Genomic DNA, 20,092 nt, shown 5'->3' with positions numbered 1-20,092 from the left:
GTCGAAAGCAGCCGTCCCTTCGGCCCCTCGCAGGGGCGCTTTTGCATCTTCGAGCATGTCTATTTCTCGCGCCCCGATTCGATTATCGGCGGTCGATCAGTCTATGAGACCCGGCGGCAGATTGGCGTGGAACTTGCGCGCGAGGCCCCGGTCGAGGCTGATCTGGTCTGCCCGGTGCCCGACAGCGGCACCCCCGCCGCCATTGGTTTTGCCCAGGAATCCGGGATTCCCTATGGCATGGGGATCATCCGCAATCAGTATGTCGGTCGCACCTTCATCGAGCCGACCGAGCAGATCCGCAATATGGGCGTACGGCTCAAGCTGAACGTCAACCGCGCGCTGATCGCGGGCTAGCGGGTGGTGCTGGTCGATGACAGCGTCGTGCGCGGCACAACCAGCCGCAAGATGAAGGACATGATCCTGGATGCCGGCGCGGCCGAGGTGCATTTCCGCATCGCCTCGCCACCGACAGCCTGGCCCTGTTTCTATGGCGTGGACACGCCCGACCGCGAAAAGCTGTTGGCAGCGCAGATGTCGCCCGAAGAGATGCGCAACTGGATCGGCGTCGATTCGCTGTCCTTCGTGTCGTTGGACGGGCTGTATCGCGCGGTGGGCGAGGCTGGCGGACGCAATGCCGAATGCCCGCAATATTGCGATGCCTGCTTTTCAGGGGATTATCCCGTCGCGCCCTTCGATCAGCTTGAGCGCGGGTTTCGCATGAGGCCGGGTTCGGAAACGGCGGTCAACGAGGCCGCCGAATAGCGCCGCTGCATTGCGTCCCGCGATGGCCGGGGGCTCTGCCCCCGGACCCCCGTTTTGCCGCCACGCATGGGGCGCGGGCGGGTATTCAGGGAACGATTACCTCCAGCGGATCATAAATCGCCACGGCTTCGCCCCAGACCGCTTGCGTCAGACTGTCGGGTTTGTGCCGCAGGCTGGCCAGTTCCGCGCGCGTCACCCAGCAAAAGCGATTCACCACGCCCTCGGGATCGGCGAGGGTGATCCGCGCCTCTGCGGCGGTCAGGCTGGCGCGAAAGAACAGTTCGACCTGGTGAAAGCCGCTTTCGGGATCGTGGAATTCATTCACCATGACCAGCGCACCGACCGCGATGCGAAGACCGGTTTCCTCGGCCACCTCGCGGATCAGATTGTCGGGCAGCGACTGGCCCGGCATGACCCCGCCGCCGGGCAGGCACCACAGGTCGGATTGCTGGCCCGGATATGCATTGACCACCAGCAGCCGGCCATCGCGCAGGATTGCGGCGCGGACAGCCAGCCGGGGGCCTGCCCGCCTCATCTGACGATGCGATTGACATGGCCCATCTTGCGGCCCGGTCGAGCCTCGGCCTTGCCGTAAAGATGGAGCTGCGTGTCCGGAGTTGCCAGCAGGTCGGGCAGACGGGCAATATCGCCACCGATCAGGTTTTCCATCACCACATCGGCGTAACGTTTGCCATCGCCAAGCGGCAGGCCCGCCACGGCGCGTATGTGCTGTTCGAACTGATCGACGGCGCAGCCCGCCTGAGTCCAGTGGCCGGAATTATGGACGCGTGGGGCGATTTCGTTCACGATCAGCCCCTGCGGGGTCGCGAAAAGTTCGACCCCCATGACGCCAACGTAATCCAGCGCATTGGCGATTCGCGCGGCGATCAGCACGGCGTCGGTCGTCACCCGCGCGGGCAGGCCGCAGGGCACGGTGGTGCTGCGCAGGATCCCGCCCTGATGGACGTTCAGCCCCGGATCGAAGGCCGCAACCTGCCCGTCCGTGCCGCGCGCGATGATCACGCTGATTTCGGCGGTGAAATCGACAAACCCCTCCAGCACCGAGGGCGCGCCGGTCCAGTCCGCCGCCTCTGCCCGATCTATCCGCACCTGCCCCTTGCCGTCATAGCCCATGCGTCGGGTTTTCAGGATCGCCGGTGTGCCGAGCCGCGTGACCGCCGCCGCCAGACCGGCCTGATCCGGCACATTGGCGAAGGGCGCGGTTGCCAGCCCGATTTCGTTCAGAAATGCCTTTTCCGCCAGCCGGTCTTGCGAGACCGCCAGCGCGCGCCGGTTCGGGCGGATCGGGCGGATTGATTCCAGCAGATCCAGTGCCGAGGTCGGCACGTTCTCGAATTCATAGGTGATCACATCGACAGATTCGGCAAAGCCGCGCAGCGCGCCGTGATCGTCATAGGGAGCGGTGGTCAGCGCATGGGCCACATCGCCCGCAGGGGCGGCGCCGGGTTCGTAAATATGGCAGCGCAGGCCAAGCCGGCTGGCCGCGACTGACAGCATGCGGCCAAGCTGACCCCCGCCAAGAATGCCGATCGTGCGGACGGGGCGGGGTTGGCTCATCAGGAATTCTCCAGCCGCTTGCCGATGGCGGCCAGCGCCTGTTGCAGCAGGTCATGGGCGTCGCCATCGCGCAGCGCGGTCGTCATTTGCAGGCTCAGCGTGCCGGGCGTGGCCAGTTCGTCACGCTCTGCCAACAGGCGCCCTGCCCCGCCCCGCGCCATGCTGTGCAGAAACCCCGAGACAAGCTGTGTCGTATAAAACTCGGCCCGGTCGGCATCGCCGGTTTGCCCGGCAAGCCATTCTGCGCCGCTGTTCATCAGATCCAGCAAGCCCGGCACCATGGCGGTGATCGCGAAATGGGCGTTCAGCGCTGCTTCGCCATCCACCGGCACGACCGGGTTTTCGGGCGCGAACAGATCGGCCAGCAGCGCGGCATCGCCAAAGGCGGGCAAGGGGCAGCCGCCCTGTTCCAGAAACCCCAGCGGGATCGTCTGGACGAAATCCGACGCCGGGGCGCAAAGTGCGGCAAGCTGCGCATGCGGTACCCCCGCCATCACCGAGACGATCCGCTGCCCGGCACGAAACTGCAACGGCTCCAGCACGGAAGCGGCAGCCTCGGGGCGAAGGCACAGGAAAACGATGTCCGACGCGTCGATCACCTGCTGCGCATCGCCCTGCGCGACGCCCGATTCGGCGACCAGTTGCGCGGCGATGGCGGCATTGCGCCGGGTGACGGTGATCCGATGCCCCTTGGTGGCCAGATGGCGGACCATGGGGGCAGCGATATGACCTGTGCCGATGAAACCAAGATCGCTCATGTTTCGGGCTCCTCGGGGATACTGGCCGACAAGGCCGCGCGCCAGTCATCCAGACGCTGTGCAAGCGCCGGGTCGCCAAGCGCCAGGATGCCTGCTGCCATCAGTCCGGCATTCGCCGCCCCCGGCGCGCCGATGGCCATGGTCGCCACCGGAAAGCCCTTGGGCATCTGCACGATGGAATAAAGCGAATCGACACCGGACAGCGCGCGGGTCTGTACCGGCACCCCGATCACCGGCACGCGGGTCTTGGAGGCCATCATGCCCGGCAGATGCGCTGCCCCGCCTGCGCCCGCGATGATCACCTTCAGCCCGCGCGACACCGCCGTCTTGCCATAGTCCCACAGCCGGTCAGGGGTGCGATGGGCGCTGACGATGCGGGTCTCGTATCCGACCCCAAGCTCATCCAGAATCGCAGCCGCCTCGTTCATGGTGGGCCAGTCCGACTGGCTGCCCATGATGATTCCGACCGGCTTTTCCATGGGCCATCCCCTTTATCCTGCCGGCGCAAGCCATAACGCGCCAGCCGGGCCGCTGCAATCAGGCGATGATATCGGGGGTCAGCTCATCCTCAAGCTGGACGATCTGGTCCTTGAGGCACAGCTTTTGTTTTTTCAGCCGCTGCAAGGTCAACGAGGACGTCAGTTGCTGCGTGCTCAAGGCGGCAATCGCCTCGTCCAGATCGCGATGCTCGCAGCGCAGGGCGGCCAGCCGGGTGCGAATGATTTCCTCGTGGGACATTTCGGGGTGCATGTTCATCGGATGACACTTTACTGCGCATGAGCATCTGAAACCCGTTATAGCGGCTTGTTCCGGCCTTGTTAACAAGATCATTGCTTCGGCAAGAATTTGCACAAAAAAACGCCACCTGTCCTTTCACGTCACAGAGACCATCCGAACGGGCTCTTGCGGGATCGAATGTGTCATCACATATTAAAGCCATGCGGATCGCCGGAAATGGGGTTCGCGCGAACAGTCGCTTGATGAATAAAGGGCTGAAGATGAGCAAGATTTCATTGGGGGCACATCCCTATCTGCTGGGCTTTGATCAACTGGAACGGCTGGCCGAGCGTGCCGCAAAAGGCGCCGAAGGCTATCCTCCATATAATATCGAGCATATCGCCCCGGATGGCTTTCGCATTACGTTGGCCGTTGCCGGTTTCGCCGAGGACGATTTGACAGTGACCACAGAGGACAGGCAACTTGTCGTCCGTGGCCGCATGGCAGAAACGGAAGAGGAACGGGTGTTCCTGCACCGGGGAATCGCGGCTCGGGCTTTCCAGCGCAGTTTCGTGCTGGCCGACGGGGTCGAGGTCATCTCGGCCCAGATGGAAAACGGACTTCTTCATATAGATTTGCGGCGCATTACACCGCAGCAGGTCGTCCAGACCATCCCGATCAACCGCAAATAACAATAAGGGGATTACCATGGATACCAAGTTTCATTTCGAAGACGCCGATACCAGTAACACTGTTTATATCCGTCTGGTGGAAACCAAGTCGCTGCCGCATGAAATCCGCGAGCAGGTGCCGGGCGTGGACAAGATGTATGCCGTCCACGATTCCGAAGGCGAACGGCTTGCGCTGGTGCGTGAAAGGGCAATGGCCTTCATGCTGGCACGTCAGAACCAGTTGACCCCGGTCAGCGTCCACTGAACGTCTGCACGCGCCAGGGGCTGCCCCGTCGCCGCCCCTGCACGCCCCGTGTCGCGACCTGATCGCCGGTATTCCGGCAGTTCACCGGACCGGCGATGAAAGTCATCCTGCCCTCGCAACTGGCGGTGAGGGCGGCAGCCCGTCAGGGGTTGTTCGCCATAATTGCCGGGCTTGCCATCAGAAATCCGCGCCAGGGGGGGCGTGGGCGTTTCATGCGCGGCGTCGCTGCCTGACCCGCCGCCACAAGCTGCCTGAACGGCACCGCCGCAGATTTGCGTCCCGCGATGGCCGGGGGGGGTGCACCCCCCGGACCCCCTGCCAAAGCCTGCGGCGCGGCAAAAATTCCAGGTCGCAGATGGCGCAAGTGACGCCATGGCCTGACGACTTTATGTTGATTATGATTTCAGGCTATAACCACTTGATTTTACGCTGATGCTGCGCCAGTTTGATGATCAAACCGGCTTTCGTCAGCGATACATCACAAGCCAATGGCACTGATCAGGCGTCCGTAATCGGGCTGCCCCTCGTGCCTTGCCCGGCGATAGCTGAAAAACCGCTGGGGGTCGGAATAGGTGCAGTGGCCCGACCATTCGACCATCACCCCCGCCTCGCGCAGCAGGGCAAGGCCATAGCCGGGCAGGTCGAACATGGGCCGGCCATTGGGACCACCCGCGAAAAAGCGGTGATAATAGGGATCTTCGGCCAGAAAATCCTCCATGAAATCGGGCCCGACCTCATAGGCGCGCTGGCTGATCGTCGGGCCGATCACGGCGCGAATGTTGATCGCGCCAAGCGTCCGCATCGCCGCCACCGTGTTCTGGATCACCCCGGCCAGCGCCCCGCGCCAGCCCGCGTGACAGGCCCCGACCACACCCGCGCCCGGATCGGCCAGAAGGATCGGCTGGCAATCCGCCGTCAGCACCGCAAGCGCCACGTCGCGCCGGGTGGTTACGATGCCGTCGGCGCGCGTGTCGCGAATCGCCTCGACATCGTCATCCGGCCCCAAAGTGATCACATCGGCGGAATGAACCTGCGTGACCGTTGCCAGCAGATGCGGCGGCACCCCCATCGCCTCGGCCACGCGTGCGCGGTTCACCACCACCATGTCGGTCTGATCGCTGGACCGGCGACCGCAGTTCAACCCCGCGAACAGGCCCGACGACGCACCGCCCTTGCGCGTGAAAAAGCCGTGCCGGACATCGGCAAGCAAAGGGTGGGTCAGGATTTCAAGTGTCAGGTGCATTCTGTCTCAGCGCCTCGAATCCGGGCACCGGCGGTGCCCCCGCTGGCCAGATGGCCATCGCTTTGAACAGGTGACCCATTTCCTGCGGATCGGTCAAGCGTTGAAGCGAGTCGGGGGCCGAGGAATCGCCCGCCCCGGCAAGGCGGCCTGCCCGCGCGCCCGCCCCCAGCGACAGCAGCCATTCGCCCTGATGGACCGGGCGCGACACCTGCGCCCCTGCCCGCAGCGCCGCCACGGCCAGCGGCGCGAAATCGACATGGGCGGTCAGATCGGCCTGACCGGGATGGGCCAGGGGATCCTCGGGCCGGTGGTTGCGCAGGGCCTGAAACGTGTCGCCAAAGCCGTTCCAGCCGCCGTAATCGACAATGATCGCCGCCCCGCCATGCGCGGCGATCCGGCCCGCGATGGTGGCCATGATCGCGGGCGCGGCGGGGCAATCCTCGATCACGTCGCCGATCCGGCCCTGACGGGGCAGATCGACCGGTGGCGCAAGGCCCATGCACAACCCCGTGCCCGCAAGCCCGATGACGCGTTCGGCCCAGCCGGTTTCGACGCGCTGGAACTGGCGAATGGGCAGGGCGTCGAAAAATTCATTCGCCATCAGGAACAGCGGCTGGCGGGGCAGATCGTCGATATGGTCCAGATGCGTCACCGCGCCCAGACGGTCGCGCTGAACCCCGCGCAGATGCGGCGAGGCCTCGATCAGCGCGACCTGCGCAGCATCCGTCATGCCCGGAGCCGACCGCAGGACGCGCAGCATGTCGGCCATCAGCGTGCCCCGGCCCGGCCCCGGCTCGGCCAGGGTAAAGGGCGCGGGGCGACCCTGATCCAGCCATGCCTGCGCCAGTGCAAGGCCGCAGATCTCGCCGAAAATCTGGGAAATTTCGGGCGCGGTGGTGAAATCGCCGGCGCGGCCAAAGGGGTCGCGGGTGGAGTAATAGCCGTGCTGCGGGTGCAGCAGGCAAAGCTCCATGTAATCGGCCAGCGTCATCGGGCCGGTGGCACGGATGCGCCCGGCGATGATCGCGGCCAGCGGCGTCATGCAGCGACCGGCGCGGCGCGGCGGGCGCGGATGATGAAGAACAGCCCCAGCGCCGCCATCGGCAGCGACAGAAGCTGGCCCATGGTCAGCCCGATCACCGGCCCGCCGATGACATGGCCAAGCGGATTGCCGGGGGTGATGAATTGCTGATCGGCAAGGCGAAACAGTTCCACGAACATCCGCGCCAGCCCGTAACCGCAAAGGAAGATCCCAAAGCACAGGCCGGGCCAGCGCAGACCGCCCCGGCGCAGCACCGCCCACAGGATCAGGCCCAGCAACAGCCCCTCAAGCGCGGCCTCGTAAAGCTGGCTGGGATGGCGCGCGCAAAGGCCCTGCATGCCGGGGCAGAATTGCGCCGCATCGCCCGGAAAGATCACCCCCCAGGGCAGGTCTGTCGGGCGGCCCCACAGCTCGGCATTGATGAAATTCGCGATCCGGCCGAAGAACAGGCCGATAGGGGCGACGATGGCCATGGCATCGGCCAGCCGCAAGGGCGGTACCCCGCGCCGGCGGCAGAACAGCCAGGTCGCCACGATCACCCCGGCAAAGCCTCCGTGAAAGCTCATCCCGCCATTCCAGACCTTGATGATCTCGGTCGGGTTCGACAGGTAGAAGCCCGGTTCGTAGAAGATCACAAAACCCAGCCTGCCGCCCAGAACGACGCCAAGAATCACCCAGGTCAGCAGGTCGTCCACCGCATCGACACGCATCGGTGCGCGGTCGCCCCAGATCGCCCGGCGGCCCATCATCCGGATCAGGATGCGCCAGCCGATCAGCAGCCCCGCCAGATAGGCCAGCGCGTACCATCGCAGCGACAGGCTGAGGCCGCCCAGATGCAGGGTGAATATCTCGGGCTGGATGTCGGGAAAGGGGATCATGATGCCTCGGGGCCGGATTCGCGGCGCAGGCTAGTCAGGCAGCGCACGGTGTCAACATTGAACCCGGACGCGAACCGCCCCATATAGCACCCAGACAAAAGCCGGAGGGCAGGCAGGATGAGCACGCAGAACAAGTTTTTCGACGATATGTCCAAGCTGATGACCAATGCCATGGGTGTCGCGCAGGGGGCCAAGACCGAAGCCGAGACCGCGATGAAAAGCTGGGTCGATCGCTGGCTGGCCGACCGCGATTTCGTCACGCGAGAGGAATTCGACGCAGTGCGCGAGATGGCCATCAAGGCGCGCACCGAAAATGCCGAACTGAAGGCGCGGCTGGATACGCTGGAGGCGAAGGCTCAGGGCTGAACCCGGTCGCGCAACCGGCCCGCACGGTCGTACAGCAGCACCTCGCCCTTGCCGGTGACGATCACCGTCCAGTCGCGGGCAAAGGTCACGGCTTCGGGGCGCGCCCCGTCGGGCAGTTCGATATTGGGCGGCAGTTGCGGCAGCGGTGTGTCGCCCAGCCGGATCCACAACAGCGCCACGATGGCGATCATCCCGAACCCCATCACCAGCGAAAGCCCGGTCACAAGGGTTTTCAGAAACCGCAGCTCTGGTACCGCTTTCGCCGTTTCCTTCCAGTCGATATCATCTTCGCCCATGTCGAACCTTGTCGTCATCATCCCGGCCAATCCGCCTGAGCGGCTTGATAAGGCGCTTGCGCAGGCGGTGCCAGAGCAAGCGGCATTGTCGCGTTCGCGCCTGTCGCGGCTGATCGCCGATGGCGCGGTCAGCGGAGCGGGCGGCGTGGTGCGCGACGGCAAGGCCCGCGTGGCCGAGGGCGAATCCTACCGGATCGCCCTGCCCGCCCCTGAACCCGTCGAGACCCGCCCCGAGGCGATCCCCCTTGTCATCGCGCATGAGGACGATGACCTGATCGTGATCGACAAGCCAGCAGGCATGGTCGTCCACCCCGCCCCCGGCAGCCCGAATGGCACGCTGGTCAACGCGCTGCTGGCCCATTGCGGCGATTCGCTGTCCGGTATCGGCGGAGAGCGGCGGCCCGGCATCGTTCACCGGATCGACAAGGACACCTCGGGCCTGCTGGTGGTGGCGAAATCGGATCGCGCCCATCACGGGCTGGCCGCCCAGTTCGAGGCGCATACGGCGCAGCGCCTTTATCTTGCGCTGGCCCACGGGGTGATCGACGCAGGCGATCCGCGCCTGCGCGGCACGCCCGGCGTCAGCCTTGAGGATGGCGGCGTACTGAAGATCACAACCCGGCTGGCCCGTCACGCGACCGACCGTCAGCGGCAGGCCGTCTATTTCGACAGGGGCCGCCACGCCGTCACCCGCGCCCGTATGATCGAACCCTTTGGCACCCCGCCCGCCGCGATGCTGGTCGAATGCCGTCTGGAAACCGGCCGAACCCATCAGATCCGCGTTCATATGGCCCATGCCGGGCTGGGGCTGATCGGCGATCCGGTCTATGGCGGGGGGCGCAGGGCTTCGGTCCGGGCGCTCGGGCACGGGGCGGCGCAGGCGGCGGGCGAATTTCCGCGTCAGGCGCTGCATGCCGCGCATCTGGGTTTTGAGCACCCAGTCACCGGCGAAAAGCTGGCCTTCGACAGCCCCATGCCCCCGGACATGCAGGCTTTGGCCGCAAGCTTGCGCATGACAGCGGAAACCTGACGGTAACGTGATGCGTGCCCGGAGAATATCCTGCCCAATCCCGACGAAATATCTTATGATCTTGTTCCCGGAAAACCCGGAACCTGCGCAAGACCCGATGGAACCGAACCCCTCGCCTTTGCGTTGCATTACATCTGCGAAAGGCGTCTGATATGGCGAATTATGCGAATCTTCCTGCCCCCAGCCCCGAACAGGGGCTGAACCGCTATCTTCAGGAAATCCGCAAGTTTCCCCTGCTTGAGCCGGAACAGGAATACATGCTGGCCAAGGCCTGGGCCGATCACGAGGACAGCGAGGCCGCCCATCAGCTTGTGACCAGCCACCTGCGGCTGGCCGCCAAGATCGCCATGGGCTATCGCGGTTATGGCCTGCCGCAGGCCGAGGTGATTTCCGAGGCGAATGTCGGGTTGATGCAGGCGGTCAAGCGGTTCGATCCCGAAAAGGGCTTCCGGCTGGCCACCTATGCGATGTGGTGGATCCGTGCCTCGATTCAGGAATATATCCTGCGCTCGTGGTCGCTGGTCAAGATGGGCACGACCAGCGCGCAGAAAAAGCTGTTCTTCAACCTGCGCAAGGCCAAATCGCGGATCGGCGCGCTGGAAGAGGGCGATCTGCGCCCCGAAAACGTCGCCCAGATCGCCCATGACCTGAACGTCACCGAGCAAGAGGTGATCGAGATGAACCGCCGCCTGTCGGGCGGTGACGCCTCGCTGAACGCGACGGTGGGTTCGGGCGATGGCGACGCGACCGCGCAATGGCAGGACTGGCTTGAGGATGAGGACGCCAATCAGGCCGAGGCCTATGCCGAATCCGAAGAAATGGATACCCGCCGCCAGATGCTGCTTGCGGCGATGGATGTGCTGAACGACCGTGAAAAGGACATCCTGATGGAACGCCGCCTGCGCGACGATCCCATGACGCTGGAGGATCTGTCGGCGCGCTATGACGTGTCGCGCGAACGGATCCGCCAGATCGAGGTCCGCGCCTTTGAAAAGCTGCAAGACCGGATGCGGGTGCTGGCGCGCGAAAAGGGTATGCGCGTGCCGGATACGGATTGATCGCGCCAGACATGGTGTCGCGGTTGACCTGCCCTGCGGCGGCGCTATGGTCGTCGCAAACAGCAGGCACGCAACCCCATGACGGCGCTGACGGAATTCGAACGCTTGGAGGCGCAGGGCTCGTGGCGCGAGACCCCTGATGCCCGGCTGCGCGAGGTCGTGGTCTCGGTCGGCGATGCTTCTCTGATCCTGTATGATCCGAAATCCGAAACGCCGTTGTCGCATTGGTCGCTGCCAGCGGTCACGCGGCTGAATCCCGGCAAGAGCCCCGCCATCTACAGCCCCCGCGCCGAAGGCCCCGACGAAACGCTGGAAATCGATGATCCGCTGATGATCGGCGCGATCGAGCGTGTGCACCGCGCCATCGCCGCGCGGCGTGCACATCCGGGGCGGCTGCGCGGGGGGCTGTTTCTGACGGCGGTGCTGGCCATGGCTGCGGCGGCGGTGGTCTGGCTGCCTGACGCCCTGATCCGCCACGCCGCCCGCATCGCCCCGCCCGCGCAGGCCCGCGCTGTGGGCGAGGCGGTGCTGGCGGACATCGCCCGCAGCACCGGCCCGGTCTGCGAACGCGAATCCGGGCAGGCCGTGCTGGACTGGATCGCGCCGCGCCTGATCGGCAAAGCCGCCGCGATCCGCGTCGTCCCCGGCCCCGTCAATGGTGCAAGGCACCTGCCCGGCCAGCTTTACGTGATCGGCAGCGACATGCTGGCCGGCAGCCCCGGCCCCGAGGCGGCGGCAGGCCATCTGATTGCCGCGCAACTGGCCGGCGATGACCGGCAGATGATGCAGGACGCGCTGCGCCATGCCGGGCTGGGCGCGGTGCTGCGCCTGATGACGCTGGGCAGCCTGCCCGCTGACGCGCTGAAGGGATATGGCCAGCAATTGCTGCTGCAACCTTCGCCCGCGCCTGACGACATGCGGATGCTGGCGGCGCTGATGGAAAAGGGGATCAGCAGCGAACCCTATGCCCGTTCGATCGACCCGACGGGCCAGGCGGTGTTGGGCCTGATCGAAGCCGATCCGTTCCGCACGACCCCGCCCCCGAAGCCGCTGCTGACGGCCCCACAATGGCTGGCCCTGCAACAAATCTGCGCGGGCTGAGACACGAAAAACCGCCCTGCCGATTGCGAGTCTGACAGGGCGGGATGTGCCTTGCGCACAAGGCATTCGTGTCCGATTCAGGTCGGGCTGTCCAGATCCAGTACGACCCCGGACAAGCAGTCCGGACTGCTTTCCTTGAAACCGAAGGACACAAGATTGCCCGGCCCCAGATCGACGGACCAGACCGTTCTTTCCTGCAAGGAATTTCCGCGCGGGATACCGGTCAGTTTGTGATCAGGATAGGCGTTCCGGATCGCTTTTGGCGATATGCAGGTGTCGGATCCCATTTCGATGATCAGAATGGGCCCCGATGTCGCGCCGTTCTCGACTACGGGATTACGCCACTCAACAGACGTAAATTCCAGCCCGCGATATGTGACCGGACCCCCGCCCCATTTTTCATAGGTGTCGGTTCCTCGCGCTATCCGCTGAAAGGTCGTGTTAAACGCCGCTTCGATTACAGTCCGCTGCCGAATGGCGTCGCCCTTCAGTTCCTCGACAAGCGACATGACGGCAGACAGACTGGCATCATCATTTTCCATGGCTTCGACAACTCCCGACGATGAAAATACAAACAAAAGTGACAGGCAAAGACCTTTGGCCGTCAAATGCCTCATCCGGTTCTCCTTAACAGCTTCCGCAGGCCGGTTCATCCGTTCCGATAAAGGGCACCGGAAGCAGCAGCTTCCGGCACCCTGAGGCGATCAAGTTCGGTTCACGACCCTAGGAAAGATGCGCATCGTAATACCCTCCATAATAATCCTCATAGGTTTGGCCGGTGGTCGAGGTGCGTTCTCCCTTTCCGAAAATCTGGCCGATGTCATCAGCCGCCTTGTCCATATCACCCGATTTCACGCCCTGTTCATAGGCTTGCTCGTATTGTGCATCGTGGTTCCCGGCGATGCCGATATCAGGGCCACCGGCAGCTTGAATTTCGCGCTGAACCTCGATATTGTTGATCGTTGCGTAACCTTCGCCATCAAGAGTTGTCCTGATATAGGCTTCGCGTGAACTGGTATCGACCCCCGACGTATCCTTGGCATGCCCAGTTTCATGCGCAAGGGTTTGTACGGTTGTATTGGCATCCATGTTGGGATCAAGAACAATTTCCTTGCTGTCCGAATTAGCATAAGAACCGCCACCGGGATTGCCCTCTTTGATTTCCCAGCCCTCGGCCTCAAGCTTTGCGAGGTCGGCCCGGAGAGTCGGCGACTTGGCCGCCAGATCGGCAACCTCGGAACCAAAGGTCTGCTCGATTTCCTTAAGAGCCTTTTGCTCCTTTGTCTTCGCTTGCTTCTCTTTTATGTCCTCCATCTTCTCGTTGAACTTTTCAAAGATATCCCAAATACTGTTATTGGAAGCTGCGGTCGTGTCCGACGCCCTATCTGCGGCGTCGCCAACCCTGTCCCCCACACCATCGAAGGGGGCAGGTGCGTACGTTGCGTCACGACCAAGCCCCGCGACAACGGACTGCATCACCCCGCCCAAAGCCTGATTCACTTCGGGCCGGGGCGCAGAAAGCAGCGAACCGGCGGCCTGAACGTTCAACTTGGCCTGTGCGGTGTCGGCTTGCGGATTCGCCTTAACTGAATGAATTTCCATAACTATACCCCTGTATTATGCACACTCTCAAAACGCTTTCAGAATAGGCACAGAATTTTCCGGGGTCATCAAACTTGATGCAACTTTCCCCCGGGTAAGCGAAAAGTCGCGAAAGCGGTGGCCGGGATCGGCTAAAGGCTTCTGCGGCGCAGTTTTGGCAGGCTCCCGCCGCAGGAAACCGCTGCAAACCGCCCCGCAATGGCGGGTTCTGCAAGAAATCCGCGCGGGCTGACCCATCGTGAAAAAACACCGCCCTGCCGATTGCGAGTCTGGCAGGGCGGTGCATGTCTCGCGCACAAGACATTCCGTAAGGCGGTCAAATTCAAGCTGGGCTTGCCAGCCTCAGCGTAAGCCCCGACATGCATTCCCGCCGACTTTCGGGAAAGCCGAACGACACCAGATTCCCCGGACCCAGATCGACCGACCAGACCGTTTCTTCGGACAGCGAATTGCCGCGCGGGATGCCGGTCAGCTTGTGTTCCGGATAGGCGCTGCGAAGATCTTTCGGTGAAATGCACACATCAGTGCCCATTTCGACGATCAGCGCCGGACCGGCGGTCGCGCCATCCGCGACAACGGGGTTGCGCCATTCCAGCGATTTCAGATCGATTCCCCGGAACGTGACCGGACCCCCGCCCCAGATTTCAAAAGCCGAGGTCCGGTCCTTCGGTTGCAGCGTGGTCTTGAACGTTCCCTCGATCACCGCGCGCTGGCGAATGGCATCGCCCCGCAGCTCTTCGACAATCGACATGACGGCAGACAGGCCGACAGCATCATTTTTCATGGCTTCGACAACCCCTGCCGATGGAATGATAAATAGCAGTGAAAGGCCAAGACTGCCGACCCGCAAGCGCATCATACCGTTCTTCTCCGTGGCGGAACCGGCGAACCGTATCGTCGATTTGGGCTGGCAGAGCCAAAGCCCGAAATTCGGATCAGCCGCCTTCGCCTGTTACCCTGTCGTAAAAGGAGCCATAATAGTCTCCGTAGCTCTGTCCATTCGTCGATGTGTGTTCGCCGTTCTTGAATACCTGTCCGATTTCGTAGGCACCTTGCTCAAAGTCACCCGACGCGACCGCCTGATCATAGATTTTGCTGTATGTTTCACCATTGGCACCGGAAATTCCTATATCCGGGCCGCCCGTTTCAATAATTTCCCGCTGCACCCTGATATTGTTGATCGTCGCCCGGCCTTCGCCGGTCAGCGCGGAATCGACATAGGCCTCACGAGAGCTCATGTCAGCCGGGGTATTGTCCTTGGCATGGCCGGCTTCATGCGCGATGCTGCGCACGATGTCTGTGGCGGACCTGTCCGGATCAATGACAATGTCGCGATTGGTACGGTCGGCATATGAACCGCCGCCCGGATCGCCCTCGTGGACTGTCCAGCCTTCTTGCTCAAGCGTGACCAGATCCTCGCGCAATGTCGGCGATTTACCAGCAAGTTCCGCGACTTCGGGACCAAAGCTCTTTTCGATCCCCTCCAGGGCTTTCTTTTCTGCCTTGTCCAGATTTTTTCCCCCCTGTTTTGGGGGATCCTTCTTGCCTAACCCTGTCAGCCATTCCTTGAAATCTTCCCAGATTTCCCCCAGATCCTCCATCGGACCCGGAGCGGCCGTCTCGCTGCTGGCCGGATCAGGTGCCTTCGCGCCCTGGCCAAGCCCGGCAACAACAGAACTCAACACCCCGCCCAGGGCCTGCGACAATTCCGGACGGTTCGCCTTGAGCGGTTGCTGGCTGATCGGAGCGTTCAGGTTCGCCGCGACATTATTTGCACGGGTTTCCTGTGTTCGGTCTGCGCCATGAAGTTGCACGACTATATTCCCTATCGAAAATTTACTCGGTCTCAAACAGTTTGAAAACTAGGCCGTTTGCCCCGGCCTGTCATCAGCCCCTGCCGCGCCGAGGCCACTCCAAGCGGAAAGCTGCGAAAAGCGGCATTGGGGATCGGCTGAAATTTTCCGTCACAATATTATGATCGTGCCACAAGAAAAGTTGCCGGAGCTTGGTCAGGCCCCGGCGGTTGAAATTCGGGTTCCCTGACCCGGCATGCAGTAATCGCGGGATCAGAAATGCGCGTCGTAAAATTTTCCGTAATAATCTGCATAGGTTTGGCCGGTCGTCGATGTATTTTCTCTGCTGCCAAAAATCTGGCCAATATCGAAGGCGGCCTTTTCAAAATCGCCCGTCCGCAGGGCCTCGGAATAGATCCGGGAATATTGCGTGCCATTCCGTCCGGCAATTCCGATGTCCGGACCCCCAGCGGCAAGGATTTCGCGCTGCACCTTGATATTGTTGATCGTTGCCCGACCCTCGCCGGTCAGCGCGGAATTGACATAGGCCTCGCGCGAACGGGTATCGATTCTGGTATTGTCATTGGCATGACCGACCTCATGCGCAAGAACCTGAACCATGGATCTGGTGTTCAGCCTGGGGTCGAGCGTGATCGTTTTGCCGCTGACATAAGAGCCGCCGCCCGGAATCCCGTGTTTGATCGCCCAGCCTTTGGCTTCCAGCTTGCCCAGATCCTGCATGAGCGAAGGAGATTGTGCCGCAAGTTGGGCAACTCCGGTGCCCAAAGTGGTCGCAAGCCCCGCGCGTGTCGCATTGACCTGCCCGGTTTCCGTATTGCCGCTTGCCGTCGGCCCCGGCCGCCGGGCTTCGCCACCGGGAAGCCCCGCGACAACACCACTCAGCAACCCGCCAAGCGATTGTTTCAACTCTGGTCGTAACGCACTGAATTGCTGTCCACCAGCGGGAACATTCAGATTGGCCGGAACAGCAGTCAGGCGTTGTTTCTGATACGAACTATGAATTTGCATGGCCACACCCCTTAAAGTTCCGCGCCAATTTAAGGTTTCAAGACTGGGTAAAAAAATGCCGGCGATTCTATAAAGATTCGCCGGCAAATGCGTTAACACATTAGGTAGGCATTTCCCTTCGGAGAAAATTCCTCTGGACTTTTTAATATAAACCTACCAAAAAAATCAGTCTAAATTGATCTTGATAAAATTATTCGGCAAGGCGGCGGCCTTCGGAATCTTTTAAAAGATATATCCAAGTACAATCGCCACACCTGCCATATAATTTTCGGAAGGAATACATTAAATAATTGATCATCCTTCCGAGAGGCGTGCCAATTTATATTTTTTAGAATTTAACATTATTCTGCTTGCGGATGTGGCCATCGCCAGAGGTTTCCCTTGAAATTTCCCTGGCCCGGTCCATTTGCATGTCCCTAAACCGGTCCATTTGCGAAGGAGATTTATGAAGCTTTTCAGCTTTCCCCTTATCAACCTTTCCCTTCCCGTCGCCCATGGCATTTTCCAAAATTTCTTCGATGGCTTCCTTGATTTTTTCTATTGGGCCTTTGTTCTTTTCCTCTTCCTTGTTTTTCATCTCCTCAATAGCTTTCTTGATGGACTCTGCGATCTTTTCGCCCACCTCCTTAAGCTTCTTCTCCATTTCTGGCGAAACTTTTTCCCCGTCGTCAGGCCCATGAGGCGGAACCTGACCACCGGGAGGAGGAACGTGACCACCGGGAGGCGGAACATGGCCACCGGGAGGCGGAACCTGACCACCGGGAGGAGGAACGTGGCCACCGGGAGGAGGAACGTGGCCACCGGGAGGCGGAACGTGGCCACCGGGAGGAGGAACGTGGCCACCGGGAGGAGGAACGTGGCCACCGGGAGGCGGAACATGACCACCGGGAGGAGGGAAAGAAGTGCTGCCAGGACCGTGCTGGCGGTCGCCGGGCTTTGCCTGACCTTCGCCAGCGCCCTTGGCAAGCCCCTGAGTGAGCCCTTGAACGATACCGTCAACAACCGCTTTCAGCACCCCGCCTAGGGCCTCCTTCAGGACCGGCGACATCCCGCCGCCTGGCTGCCCTTTAATGCTGCTGGTCGTGTTGTTTGAAACGGCTTCCGTACGTTGATTCTGCTGTGCACCGTTGACTTGCATGACTATACTCTCGCTTTAAAAATTGCACGTGTTCAAACCGAAATGTCTTTGTTTAAACGAGTCTCAGCTTAGGCCGCGACCGTGGTTCTGTCATCTGGCTGCGGCGAGGCTTCCCCTTGGTCAGCGGAAAGTCGCAAAAACCGGCCTCGCTCATAGGCTGAAAACTTCCCGTAACGGAATGCTGGGCGCAGCGAAAAATTCTGCAAGAGGCAAGCCATTTCGTCGGAAAGCACGCCTGAGGCGAGAACCATCCCTCAGAATTTCAATCATCCGGAAGGAGAAAAGCTTTCCTTAACGGCAAGTTGCTGCTTTTGCCGCAGGAGGCCGGGCGAGGAATGCAGTCTGATGATGCTGGCGCCTCATTGCACAAGCATCGGCTTGCCCGGCACGATGGAAACAGATGGTTGCAAGATTGGGGGGCGGTGGCAGCCCCTCCTCTTTTGTGCAGACATGTCGTTGTCTGCGCATTTATAGCCTGACGACTTTCCTTTGATTATGTTTTCAGGCTATAACTATTTGATTTTACGCTGATGTTGCGCCAATTTGATGATCAAATTGGCTTCCGTCAGCTATACCTGCTTTCCGTGACATGCGCTGAAACGCCCGTCATCCGCATTTCGAATGCCCGCAGTTCGGGCAGGTCATGCAGCCCTCGACCATGCGCATGCCGTATTGCCCGCAGCTTGGGCAGGCCGGGCCACGCGGGCGTTCGCCGACCGCCATCGCCTCGGATTTCGGGTCTGCTTTCAGGCCCATCCCCTCGCCCTCAAGGAAGCCGATGGCGATCATGTGGCGTTCGATCACGCCACCGATGGCCGCCAGGATCGAGGGGACATAGCGCCCCGCCATCCACGCCCCGCCGCGCGGATCGAACACCGCCTTCAGTTCCTCGACCACGAAGGACACATCGCCGCCGCGCCGGAACACCGCTGAAACCATCCGGGTCAGCGCCACGGTCCAGGCGTAATGTTCCATGTTCTTCGAGTTGATGAAAATCTCGAAGGGGCGGCGGTGGCCGGCCTGAACGATGTCGTTGATGGTGATATAGATCGCGTGTTCGCTGCCCGGCCATTTCAGCTTGTAGGTCGCCCCTTCCAGCGCGGCGGGCCGGTCCAGCGGCTCGGTCAGATAGACGACATCGGCACCCTGATCGGCCTCGGGGGCCTGATCGGCGGTTTCGCTGACCGACAGAACGCTGCCTGTCACGTCGTTCGGGCGATAGGTGGTGCAGCCCTTGCAACCCAGAGCCCAGGCGGCCAGATAGACATCCTTGAAATCCTCAAAGGAAATATCCACGGGGCAATTGATGGTCTTGGAGATGGAGCTGTCCACCCATTCCTGCGCCGCCGCCTGCATGGCGACATGGTCGCGCGGAGCCAGGGTCTGAGCGTTCACGAAATAATCGGGCAATGGCGCGCCACCTTTCAGATCGCGCCACATCTGCACGGCGTAATCGACGACCTCTTCCTCGGTCCGGCTGCCGTCTTTTTGCAGCACCTTGCGGGTATAGGCATAGGCAAAAACCGGCTCGATCCCCGATGACACATTGCCCGCATAAAGGCTGATCGTGCCGGTGGGGGCGATGCTGGTCAGCAGGGCGTTGCGGATGCCATGGGTGCGGATCGCATCGCGCAGGTCGTCATCCATCCGCGCCATGAAGCCCGATTTCAGGTATTCATCGGCGTCGAACAGCGGAAACGCCCCCTTCTCGCGCGCCAGATCGACCGAGGCCAGATAGGCCGACCGCGCGATCGCTTTCATCCATTGGCGCGTCTGTTCCACCGCATCCGCCGCACCATAGCGCAGCCCCAGCATCAGCAGCGCATCGGCCAGCCCGGTCACGCCCAGCCCGATCCGGCGCTTGGCCCGCGCTTCGGCTGCCTGCTGCGGCAGCGGAAACTTTGACGCATCGACCACGTTATCCATCATCCGCACGGCGGTCCGCACCAGATCGTCCAGCGCATCCGCATCCAGCCGCGCGGCATCGGTGAACGGGCCCGTCACCAACCGGGCCAGATTGACCGATCCCAGCAGGCAAGCACCATAGGGCGGCAGGGGCTGTTCGCCGCAAGGATTGGTCGCGGCGATGGTTTCTGCATAGTTCAGGTTGTTGGCCTCGTTGATCCGGTCGATAAAGATCACCCCCGGCTCGGCATAGTCATAGGTCGCGCGCATGATCCGGTTCCACAGGTCGCGCGCCTGTACCGTGTGATAGACCTTGCCGCCAAAGATCAGATCCCAGGGACCATCGGCGCGGACAGCCGCCATGAAGGCGTCGGTGATCAGCACTGACAGGTTGAACATGCGCAACCGGGCGCTGTCCTGCTTGGCCTGAATGAACTGCTCTATATCGGGGTGATCGCAGCGCATCGTGGCCATCATCGCGCCGCGGCGGCTGCCCGCCGACATGATCGTGCGGCACATTGCGTCCCAGACATCCATGAAGGACAGCGGCCCCGAGGCGTCCGCCGCCACCCCGTGCACCGCCGCACCGCGCGGGCGGATGGTACTGAAATCATAGCCGATTCCGCCGCCCTGCTGCATGGTCAGCGCGGCCTCTTTCAGCATCTCGAAGATGCCGCCCATGCTGTCGGGAATCGTGCCCATGACAAAGCAGTTGAACAGTGTGACCGCCCGACCCGTGCCCGCACCTGCCAGAATCCGGCCCGCAGGCAGAAACCTGAAATCCTCCAGCGCGGCATGAAAGCGATCTTCCCAAGCGGCCGGATCGGCCTCGACCGCGGCCAGATCGCGGGCGACGCGGT

General features: G+C 62.0%; 22 protein-coding genes and 1 pseudogene. 8 read left to right on the top strand and 15 right to left on the bottom strand.

From position 1 onward, the window contains the following. Positions 1–762: pseudogene (locus tag ACK5L9_RS11585) on the top strand (amidophosphoribosyltransferase); the annotation flags it as partial. Between the two features lie 85 nt (positions 763–847). Here the strand turns inward: ACK5L9_RS11585 and ACK5L9_RS11580 are convergent. From ACK5L9_RS11580 to ACK5L9_RS11560, 5 genes are read right to left on the bottom strand one after another with little or no spacing between them, the layout of a single operon-like run. After that, complete coding sequence (locus ACK5L9_RS11580; RefSeq protein ID WP_416911619.1) at positions 848–1,297, bottom strand: NUDIX domain-containing protein; 450 nt, start codon at positions 1,295–1,297, stop codon at positions 848–850. Continuing rightward, the gene (locus tag ACK5L9_RS11575; protein ID WP_416911618.1) at positions 1,294–2,340 is read right to left on the bottom strand and encodes a 5-(carboxyamino)imidazole ribonucleotide synthase; all 1,047 of its coding nucleotides are present in this window, start codon (positions 2,338–2,340) and stop codon (positions 1,294–1,296) included. Before ACK5L9_RS11575 ends, ACK5L9_RS11580 begins: the two co-directional genes overlap by 4 nt. Continuing rightward, the gene (locus ACK5L9_RS11570; RefSeq protein WP_416911617.1) at positions 2,340–3,098 is read right to left on the bottom strand and encodes an NAD(P)-binding domain-containing protein; all 759 of its coding nucleotides are present in this window, start codon (positions 3,096–3,098) and stop codon (positions 2,340–2,342) included. The genes ACK5L9_RS11575 and ACK5L9_RS11570 overlap by 1 nt, the downstream gene beginning before the upstream one ends. Continuing rightward, entirely contained in the window at positions 3,095–3,577 is a 483-nt protein-coding gene (purE, locus tag ACK5L9_RS11565; RefSeq protein ID WP_416911616.1) for a 5-(carboxyamino)imidazole ribonucleotide mutase, read from the bottom strand. The genes ACK5L9_RS11570 and purE overlap by 4 nt, the downstream gene beginning before the upstream one ends. A 58-nt stretch (positions 3,578–3,635) precedes the next feature. Then, positions 3,636–3,854 carry a YdcH family protein gene (locus ACK5L9_RS11560; protein WP_416911615.1) on the bottom strand — a complete coding sequence of 73 codons (219 nt, stop codon included), beginning with the start codon at positions 3,852–3,854 and terminating at the stop codon, positions 3,636–3,638. Positions 3,855–4,096: 242 nt separating this feature from the next. Between ACK5L9_RS11560 and ACK5L9_RS11555 the strand changes: the two genes are divergently transcribed. Beyond that, entirely contained in the window at positions 4,097–4,507 is a 411-nt protein-coding gene (locus ACK5L9_RS11555) for an Hsp20 family protein (RefSeq protein WP_416911614.1), read from the top strand. Between the two features lie 16 nt (positions 4,508–4,523). Further along, positions 4,524–4,751: a DUF1150 family protein gene (locus ACK5L9_RS11550; RefSeq protein ID WP_416911613.1), complete on the top strand. Its 228-nt coding sequence runs from the start codon at positions 4,524–4,526 to the stop codon at positions 4,749–4,751. Between the two features lie 478 nt (positions 4,752–5,229). Here the strand turns inward: ACK5L9_RS11550 and pgeF are convergent, their stop codons facing one another. Genes pgeF through lgt form a run of 3 tightly spaced genes read right to left on the bottom strand, consistent with a single transcriptional unit; the run spans position 5,230 to position 7,914 of the window. Continuing rightward, positions 5,230–5,994 carry a peptidoglycan editing factor PgeF gene (gene pgeF / locus ACK5L9_RS11545; protein ID WP_416911612.1) on the bottom strand — a complete coding sequence of 255 codons (765 nt, stop codon included), beginning with the start codon at positions 5,992–5,994 and terminating at the stop codon, positions 5,230–5,232. Then, positions 5,978–7,036, bottom strand: a complete 1,059-nt coding sequence (locus ACK5L9_RS11540) for a class I SAM-dependent methyltransferase (protein WP_416911611.1) — start codon at positions 7,034–7,036, stop codon at positions 5,978–5,980. Before ACK5L9_RS11540 ends, pgeF begins: the two co-directional genes overlap by 17 nt. Continuing rightward, positions 7,033–7,914 (bottom strand): prolipoprotein diacylglyceryl transferase, encoded by an 882-nt coding sequence (gene lgt / locus ACK5L9_RS11535; protein WP_416911610.1) that lies wholly within the window; start codon positions 7,912–7,914, stop codon positions 7,033–7,035. Before lgt ends, ACK5L9_RS11540 begins: the two co-directional genes overlap by 4 nt. Positions 7,915–8,031: 117 nt before the next feature. Here lgt and ACK5L9_RS11530 point away from each other — a divergent pair, with 117 nt between their 5' ends. Then, positions 8,032–8,280 (top strand): accessory factor UbiK family protein, encoded by a 249-nt coding sequence (locus ACK5L9_RS11530; RefSeq protein WP_416911609.1) that lies wholly within the window; start codon positions 8,032–8,034, stop codon positions 8,278–8,280. Here ACK5L9_RS11530 and ACK5L9_RS11525 read toward each other — a convergent pair. Next, positions 8,271–8,576: a DUF6476 family protein gene (locus ACK5L9_RS11525; RefSeq protein ID WP_416911608.1), complete on the bottom strand. Its 306-nt coding sequence runs from the start codon at positions 8,574–8,576 to the stop codon at positions 8,271–8,273. The two genes, ACK5L9_RS11530 and ACK5L9_RS11525, sit on opposite strands and share 10 nt — an antisense overlap. Here ACK5L9_RS11525 and ACK5L9_RS11520 point away from each other — a divergent pair. The 3 genes from ACK5L9_RS11520 (at position 8,575) to ACK5L9_RS11510 (ending at position 11,765) form a co-directional block, all read left to right on the top strand. Continuing rightward, positions 8,575–9,606: an RluA family pseudouridine synthase gene (locus ACK5L9_RS11520; protein WP_416911607.1), complete on the top strand. Its 1,032-nt coding sequence runs from the start codon at positions 8,575–8,577 to the stop codon at positions 9,604–9,606. The two genes, ACK5L9_RS11525 and ACK5L9_RS11520, sit on opposite strands and share 2 nt — an antisense overlap. A 152-nt stretch (positions 9,607–9,758) precedes the next feature. Further along, entirely contained in the window at positions 9,759–10,664 is a 906-nt protein-coding gene (gene rpoH / locus ACK5L9_RS11515) for an RNA polymerase sigma factor RpoH (protein ID WP_416911606.1), read from the top strand. Between the two features lie 78 nt (positions 10,665–10,742). Continuing rightward, complete coding sequence (locus tag ACK5L9_RS11510; protein ID WP_416911605.1) at positions 10,743–11,765, top strand: hypothetical protein; 1,023 nt, start codon at positions 10,743–10,745, stop codon at positions 11,763–11,765. A gap of 77 nt (positions 11,766–11,842) precedes the next feature. Here the strand turns inward: ACK5L9_RS11510 and ACK5L9_RS11505 are convergent, their stop codons facing one another. The 5 genes from ACK5L9_RS11505 to ACK5L9_RS11485 all read right to left on the bottom strand — a co-directional run bounded on the left by ACK5L9_RS11505 (position 11,843) and on the right by ACK5L9_RS11485 (position 16,276). Next, complete coding sequence (locus ACK5L9_RS11505; RefSeq protein WP_416911604.1) at positions 11,843–12,382, bottom strand: hypothetical protein; 540 nt, start codon at positions 12,380–12,382, stop codon at positions 11,843–11,845. A 106-nt stretch (positions 12,383–12,488) separates the two neighbouring features. Next, a complete protein-coding gene (locus ACK5L9_RS11500; protein ID WP_416911603.1) occupies positions 12,489–13,367 on the bottom strand; it encodes a DUF6782 family putative metallopeptidase in 879 nt (292 codons plus the stop codon). A 322-nt stretch (positions 13,368–13,689) separates the two neighbouring features. After that, complete coding sequence (locus tag ACK5L9_RS11495) at positions 13,690–14,151, bottom strand: hypothetical protein (RefSeq protein ID WP_416911602.1); 462 nt, start codon at positions 14,149–14,151, stop codon at positions 13,690–13,692. Positions 14,152–14,302: 151 nt separating this feature from the next. After that, positions 14,303–15,181, bottom strand: a complete 879-nt coding sequence (locus ACK5L9_RS11490) for a hypothetical protein (protein ID WP_416911601.1) — start codon at positions 15,179–15,181, stop codon at positions 14,303–14,305. A 252-nt stretch (positions 15,182–15,433) separates the two neighbouring features. Next, positions 15,434–16,276, bottom strand: a complete 843-nt coding sequence (locus ACK5L9_RS11485; RefSeq protein WP_416911600.1) for a hypothetical protein — start codon at positions 16,274–16,276, stop codon at positions 15,434–15,436. Between the two features lie 358 nt (positions 16,277–16,634). On the opposite strand from ACK5L9_RS11485, the gene ACK5L9_RS11480 reads away from it, so the two are divergent. Beyond that, entirely contained in the window at positions 16,635–17,213 is a 579-nt protein-coding gene (locus ACK5L9_RS11480) for a hypothetical protein (protein ID WP_416911599.1), read from the top strand. A 720-nt stretch (positions 17,214–17,933) separates the two neighbouring features. On the opposite strand, the gene ACK5L9_RS11475 is transcribed toward ACK5L9_RS11480, so the two are convergent. Further along, positions 17,934–20,092: adenosylcobalamin-dependent ribonucleoside-diphosphate reductase (locus ACK5L9_RS11475; RefSeq protein WP_416911598.1), on the bottom strand; the 2,159-nt coding region annotated here is incomplete at its 5' end.

Source organism: Paracoccus sp. (in: a-proteobacteria) (assembly GCF_047973135.1).
GTDB lineage: Bacteria > Pseudomonadota > Alphaproteobacteria > Rhodobacterales > Rhodobacteraceae > Paracoccus.
Note: the sequence above shows the minus strand (reverse complement) of the source record. Positions and strands in the feature narration are given on the sequence as shown.

What these genes read in the sequence shown, in the direction of transcription:
- ACK5L9_RS11580 (WP_416911619.1), bottom strand. Translation starts at nt 1,297, where the DNA reads ATGAGGCGGGCAGGCCCCCGGCTGGCTGTCCGCGCCGCAATCCTGCGC.
- ACK5L9_RS11575 (WP_416911618.1), bottom strand. Translation starts at nt 2,340, where the DNA reads ATGAGCCAACCCCGCCCCGTCCGCACGATCGGCATTCTTGGCGGGGGT.
- ACK5L9_RS11570 (WP_416911617.1), bottom strand. Translation starts at nt 3,098, where the DNA reads ATGAGCGATCTTGGTTTCATCGGCACAGGTCATATCGCTGCCCCCATG.
- purE (WP_416911616.1), bottom strand. Translation starts at nt 3,577, where the DNA reads ATGGAAAAGCCGGTCGGAATCATCATGGGCAGCCAGTCGGACTGGCCC.
- ACK5L9_RS11560 (WP_416911615.1), bottom strand. Translation starts at nt 3,854, where the DNA reads ATGAACATGCACCCCGAAATGTCCCACGAGGAAATCATTCGCACCCGG.
- ACK5L9_RS11555 (WP_416911614.1), top strand. Translation starts at nt 4,097, where the DNA reads ATGAGCAAGATTTCATTGGGGGCACATCCCTATCTGCTGGGCTTTGAT.
- ACK5L9_RS11550 (WP_416911613.1), top strand. Translation starts at nt 4,524, where the DNA reads ATGGATACCAAGTTTCATTTCGAAGACGCCGATACCAGTAACACTGTT.
- pgeF (WP_416911612.1), bottom strand. Translation starts at nt 5,994, where the DNA reads ATGCACCTGACACTTGAAATCCTGACCCACCCTTTGCTTGCCGATGTC.
- ACK5L9_RS11540 (WP_416911611.1), bottom strand. Translation starts at nt 7,036, where the DNA reads ATGACGCCGCTGGCCGCGATCATCGCCGGGCGCATCCGTGCCACCGGC.
- lgt (WP_416911610.1), bottom strand. Translation starts at nt 7,914, where the DNA reads ATGATCCCCTTTCCCGACATCCAGCCCGAGATATTCACCCTGCATCTG.
- ACK5L9_RS11530 (WP_416911609.1), top strand. Translation starts at nt 8,032, where the DNA reads ATGAGCACGCAGAACAAGTTTTTCGACGATATGTCCAAGCTGATGACC.
- ACK5L9_RS11520 (WP_416911607.1), top strand. Translation starts at nt 8,575, where the DNA reads ATGTCGAACCTTGTCGTCATCATCCCGGCCAATCCGCCTGAGCGGCTT.
- ACK5L9_RS11525 (WP_416911608.1), bottom strand. Translation starts at nt 8,576, where the DNA reads ATGGGCGAAGATGATATCGACTGGAAGGAAACGGCGAAAGCGGTACCA.
- rpoH (WP_416911606.1), top strand. Translation starts at nt 9,759, where the DNA reads ATGGCGAATTATGCGAATCTTCCTGCCCCCAGCCCCGAACAGGGGCTG.
- ACK5L9_RS11510 (WP_416911605.1), top strand. Translation starts at nt 10,743, where the DNA reads ATGACGGCGCTGACGGAATTCGAACGCTTGGAGGCGCAGGGCTCGTGG.
- ACK5L9_RS11505 (WP_416911604.1), bottom strand. Translation starts at nt 12,382, where the DNA reads ATGAGGCATTTGACGGCCAAAGGTCTTTGCCTGTCACTTTTGTTTGTA.
- ACK5L9_RS11500 (WP_416911603.1), bottom strand. Translation starts at nt 13,367, where the DNA reads ATGGAAATTCATTCAGTTAAGGCGAATCCGCAAGCCGACACCGCACAG.
- ACK5L9_RS11495 (WP_416911602.1), bottom strand. Translation starts at nt 14,151, where the DNA reads ATGAAAAATGATGCTGTCGGCCTGTCTGCCGTCATGTCGATTGTCGAA.
- ACK5L9_RS11480 (WP_416911599.1), top strand. Translation starts at nt 16,635, where the DNA reads ATGAAGCTTTTCAGCTTTCCCCTTATCAACCTTTCCCTTCCCGTCGCC.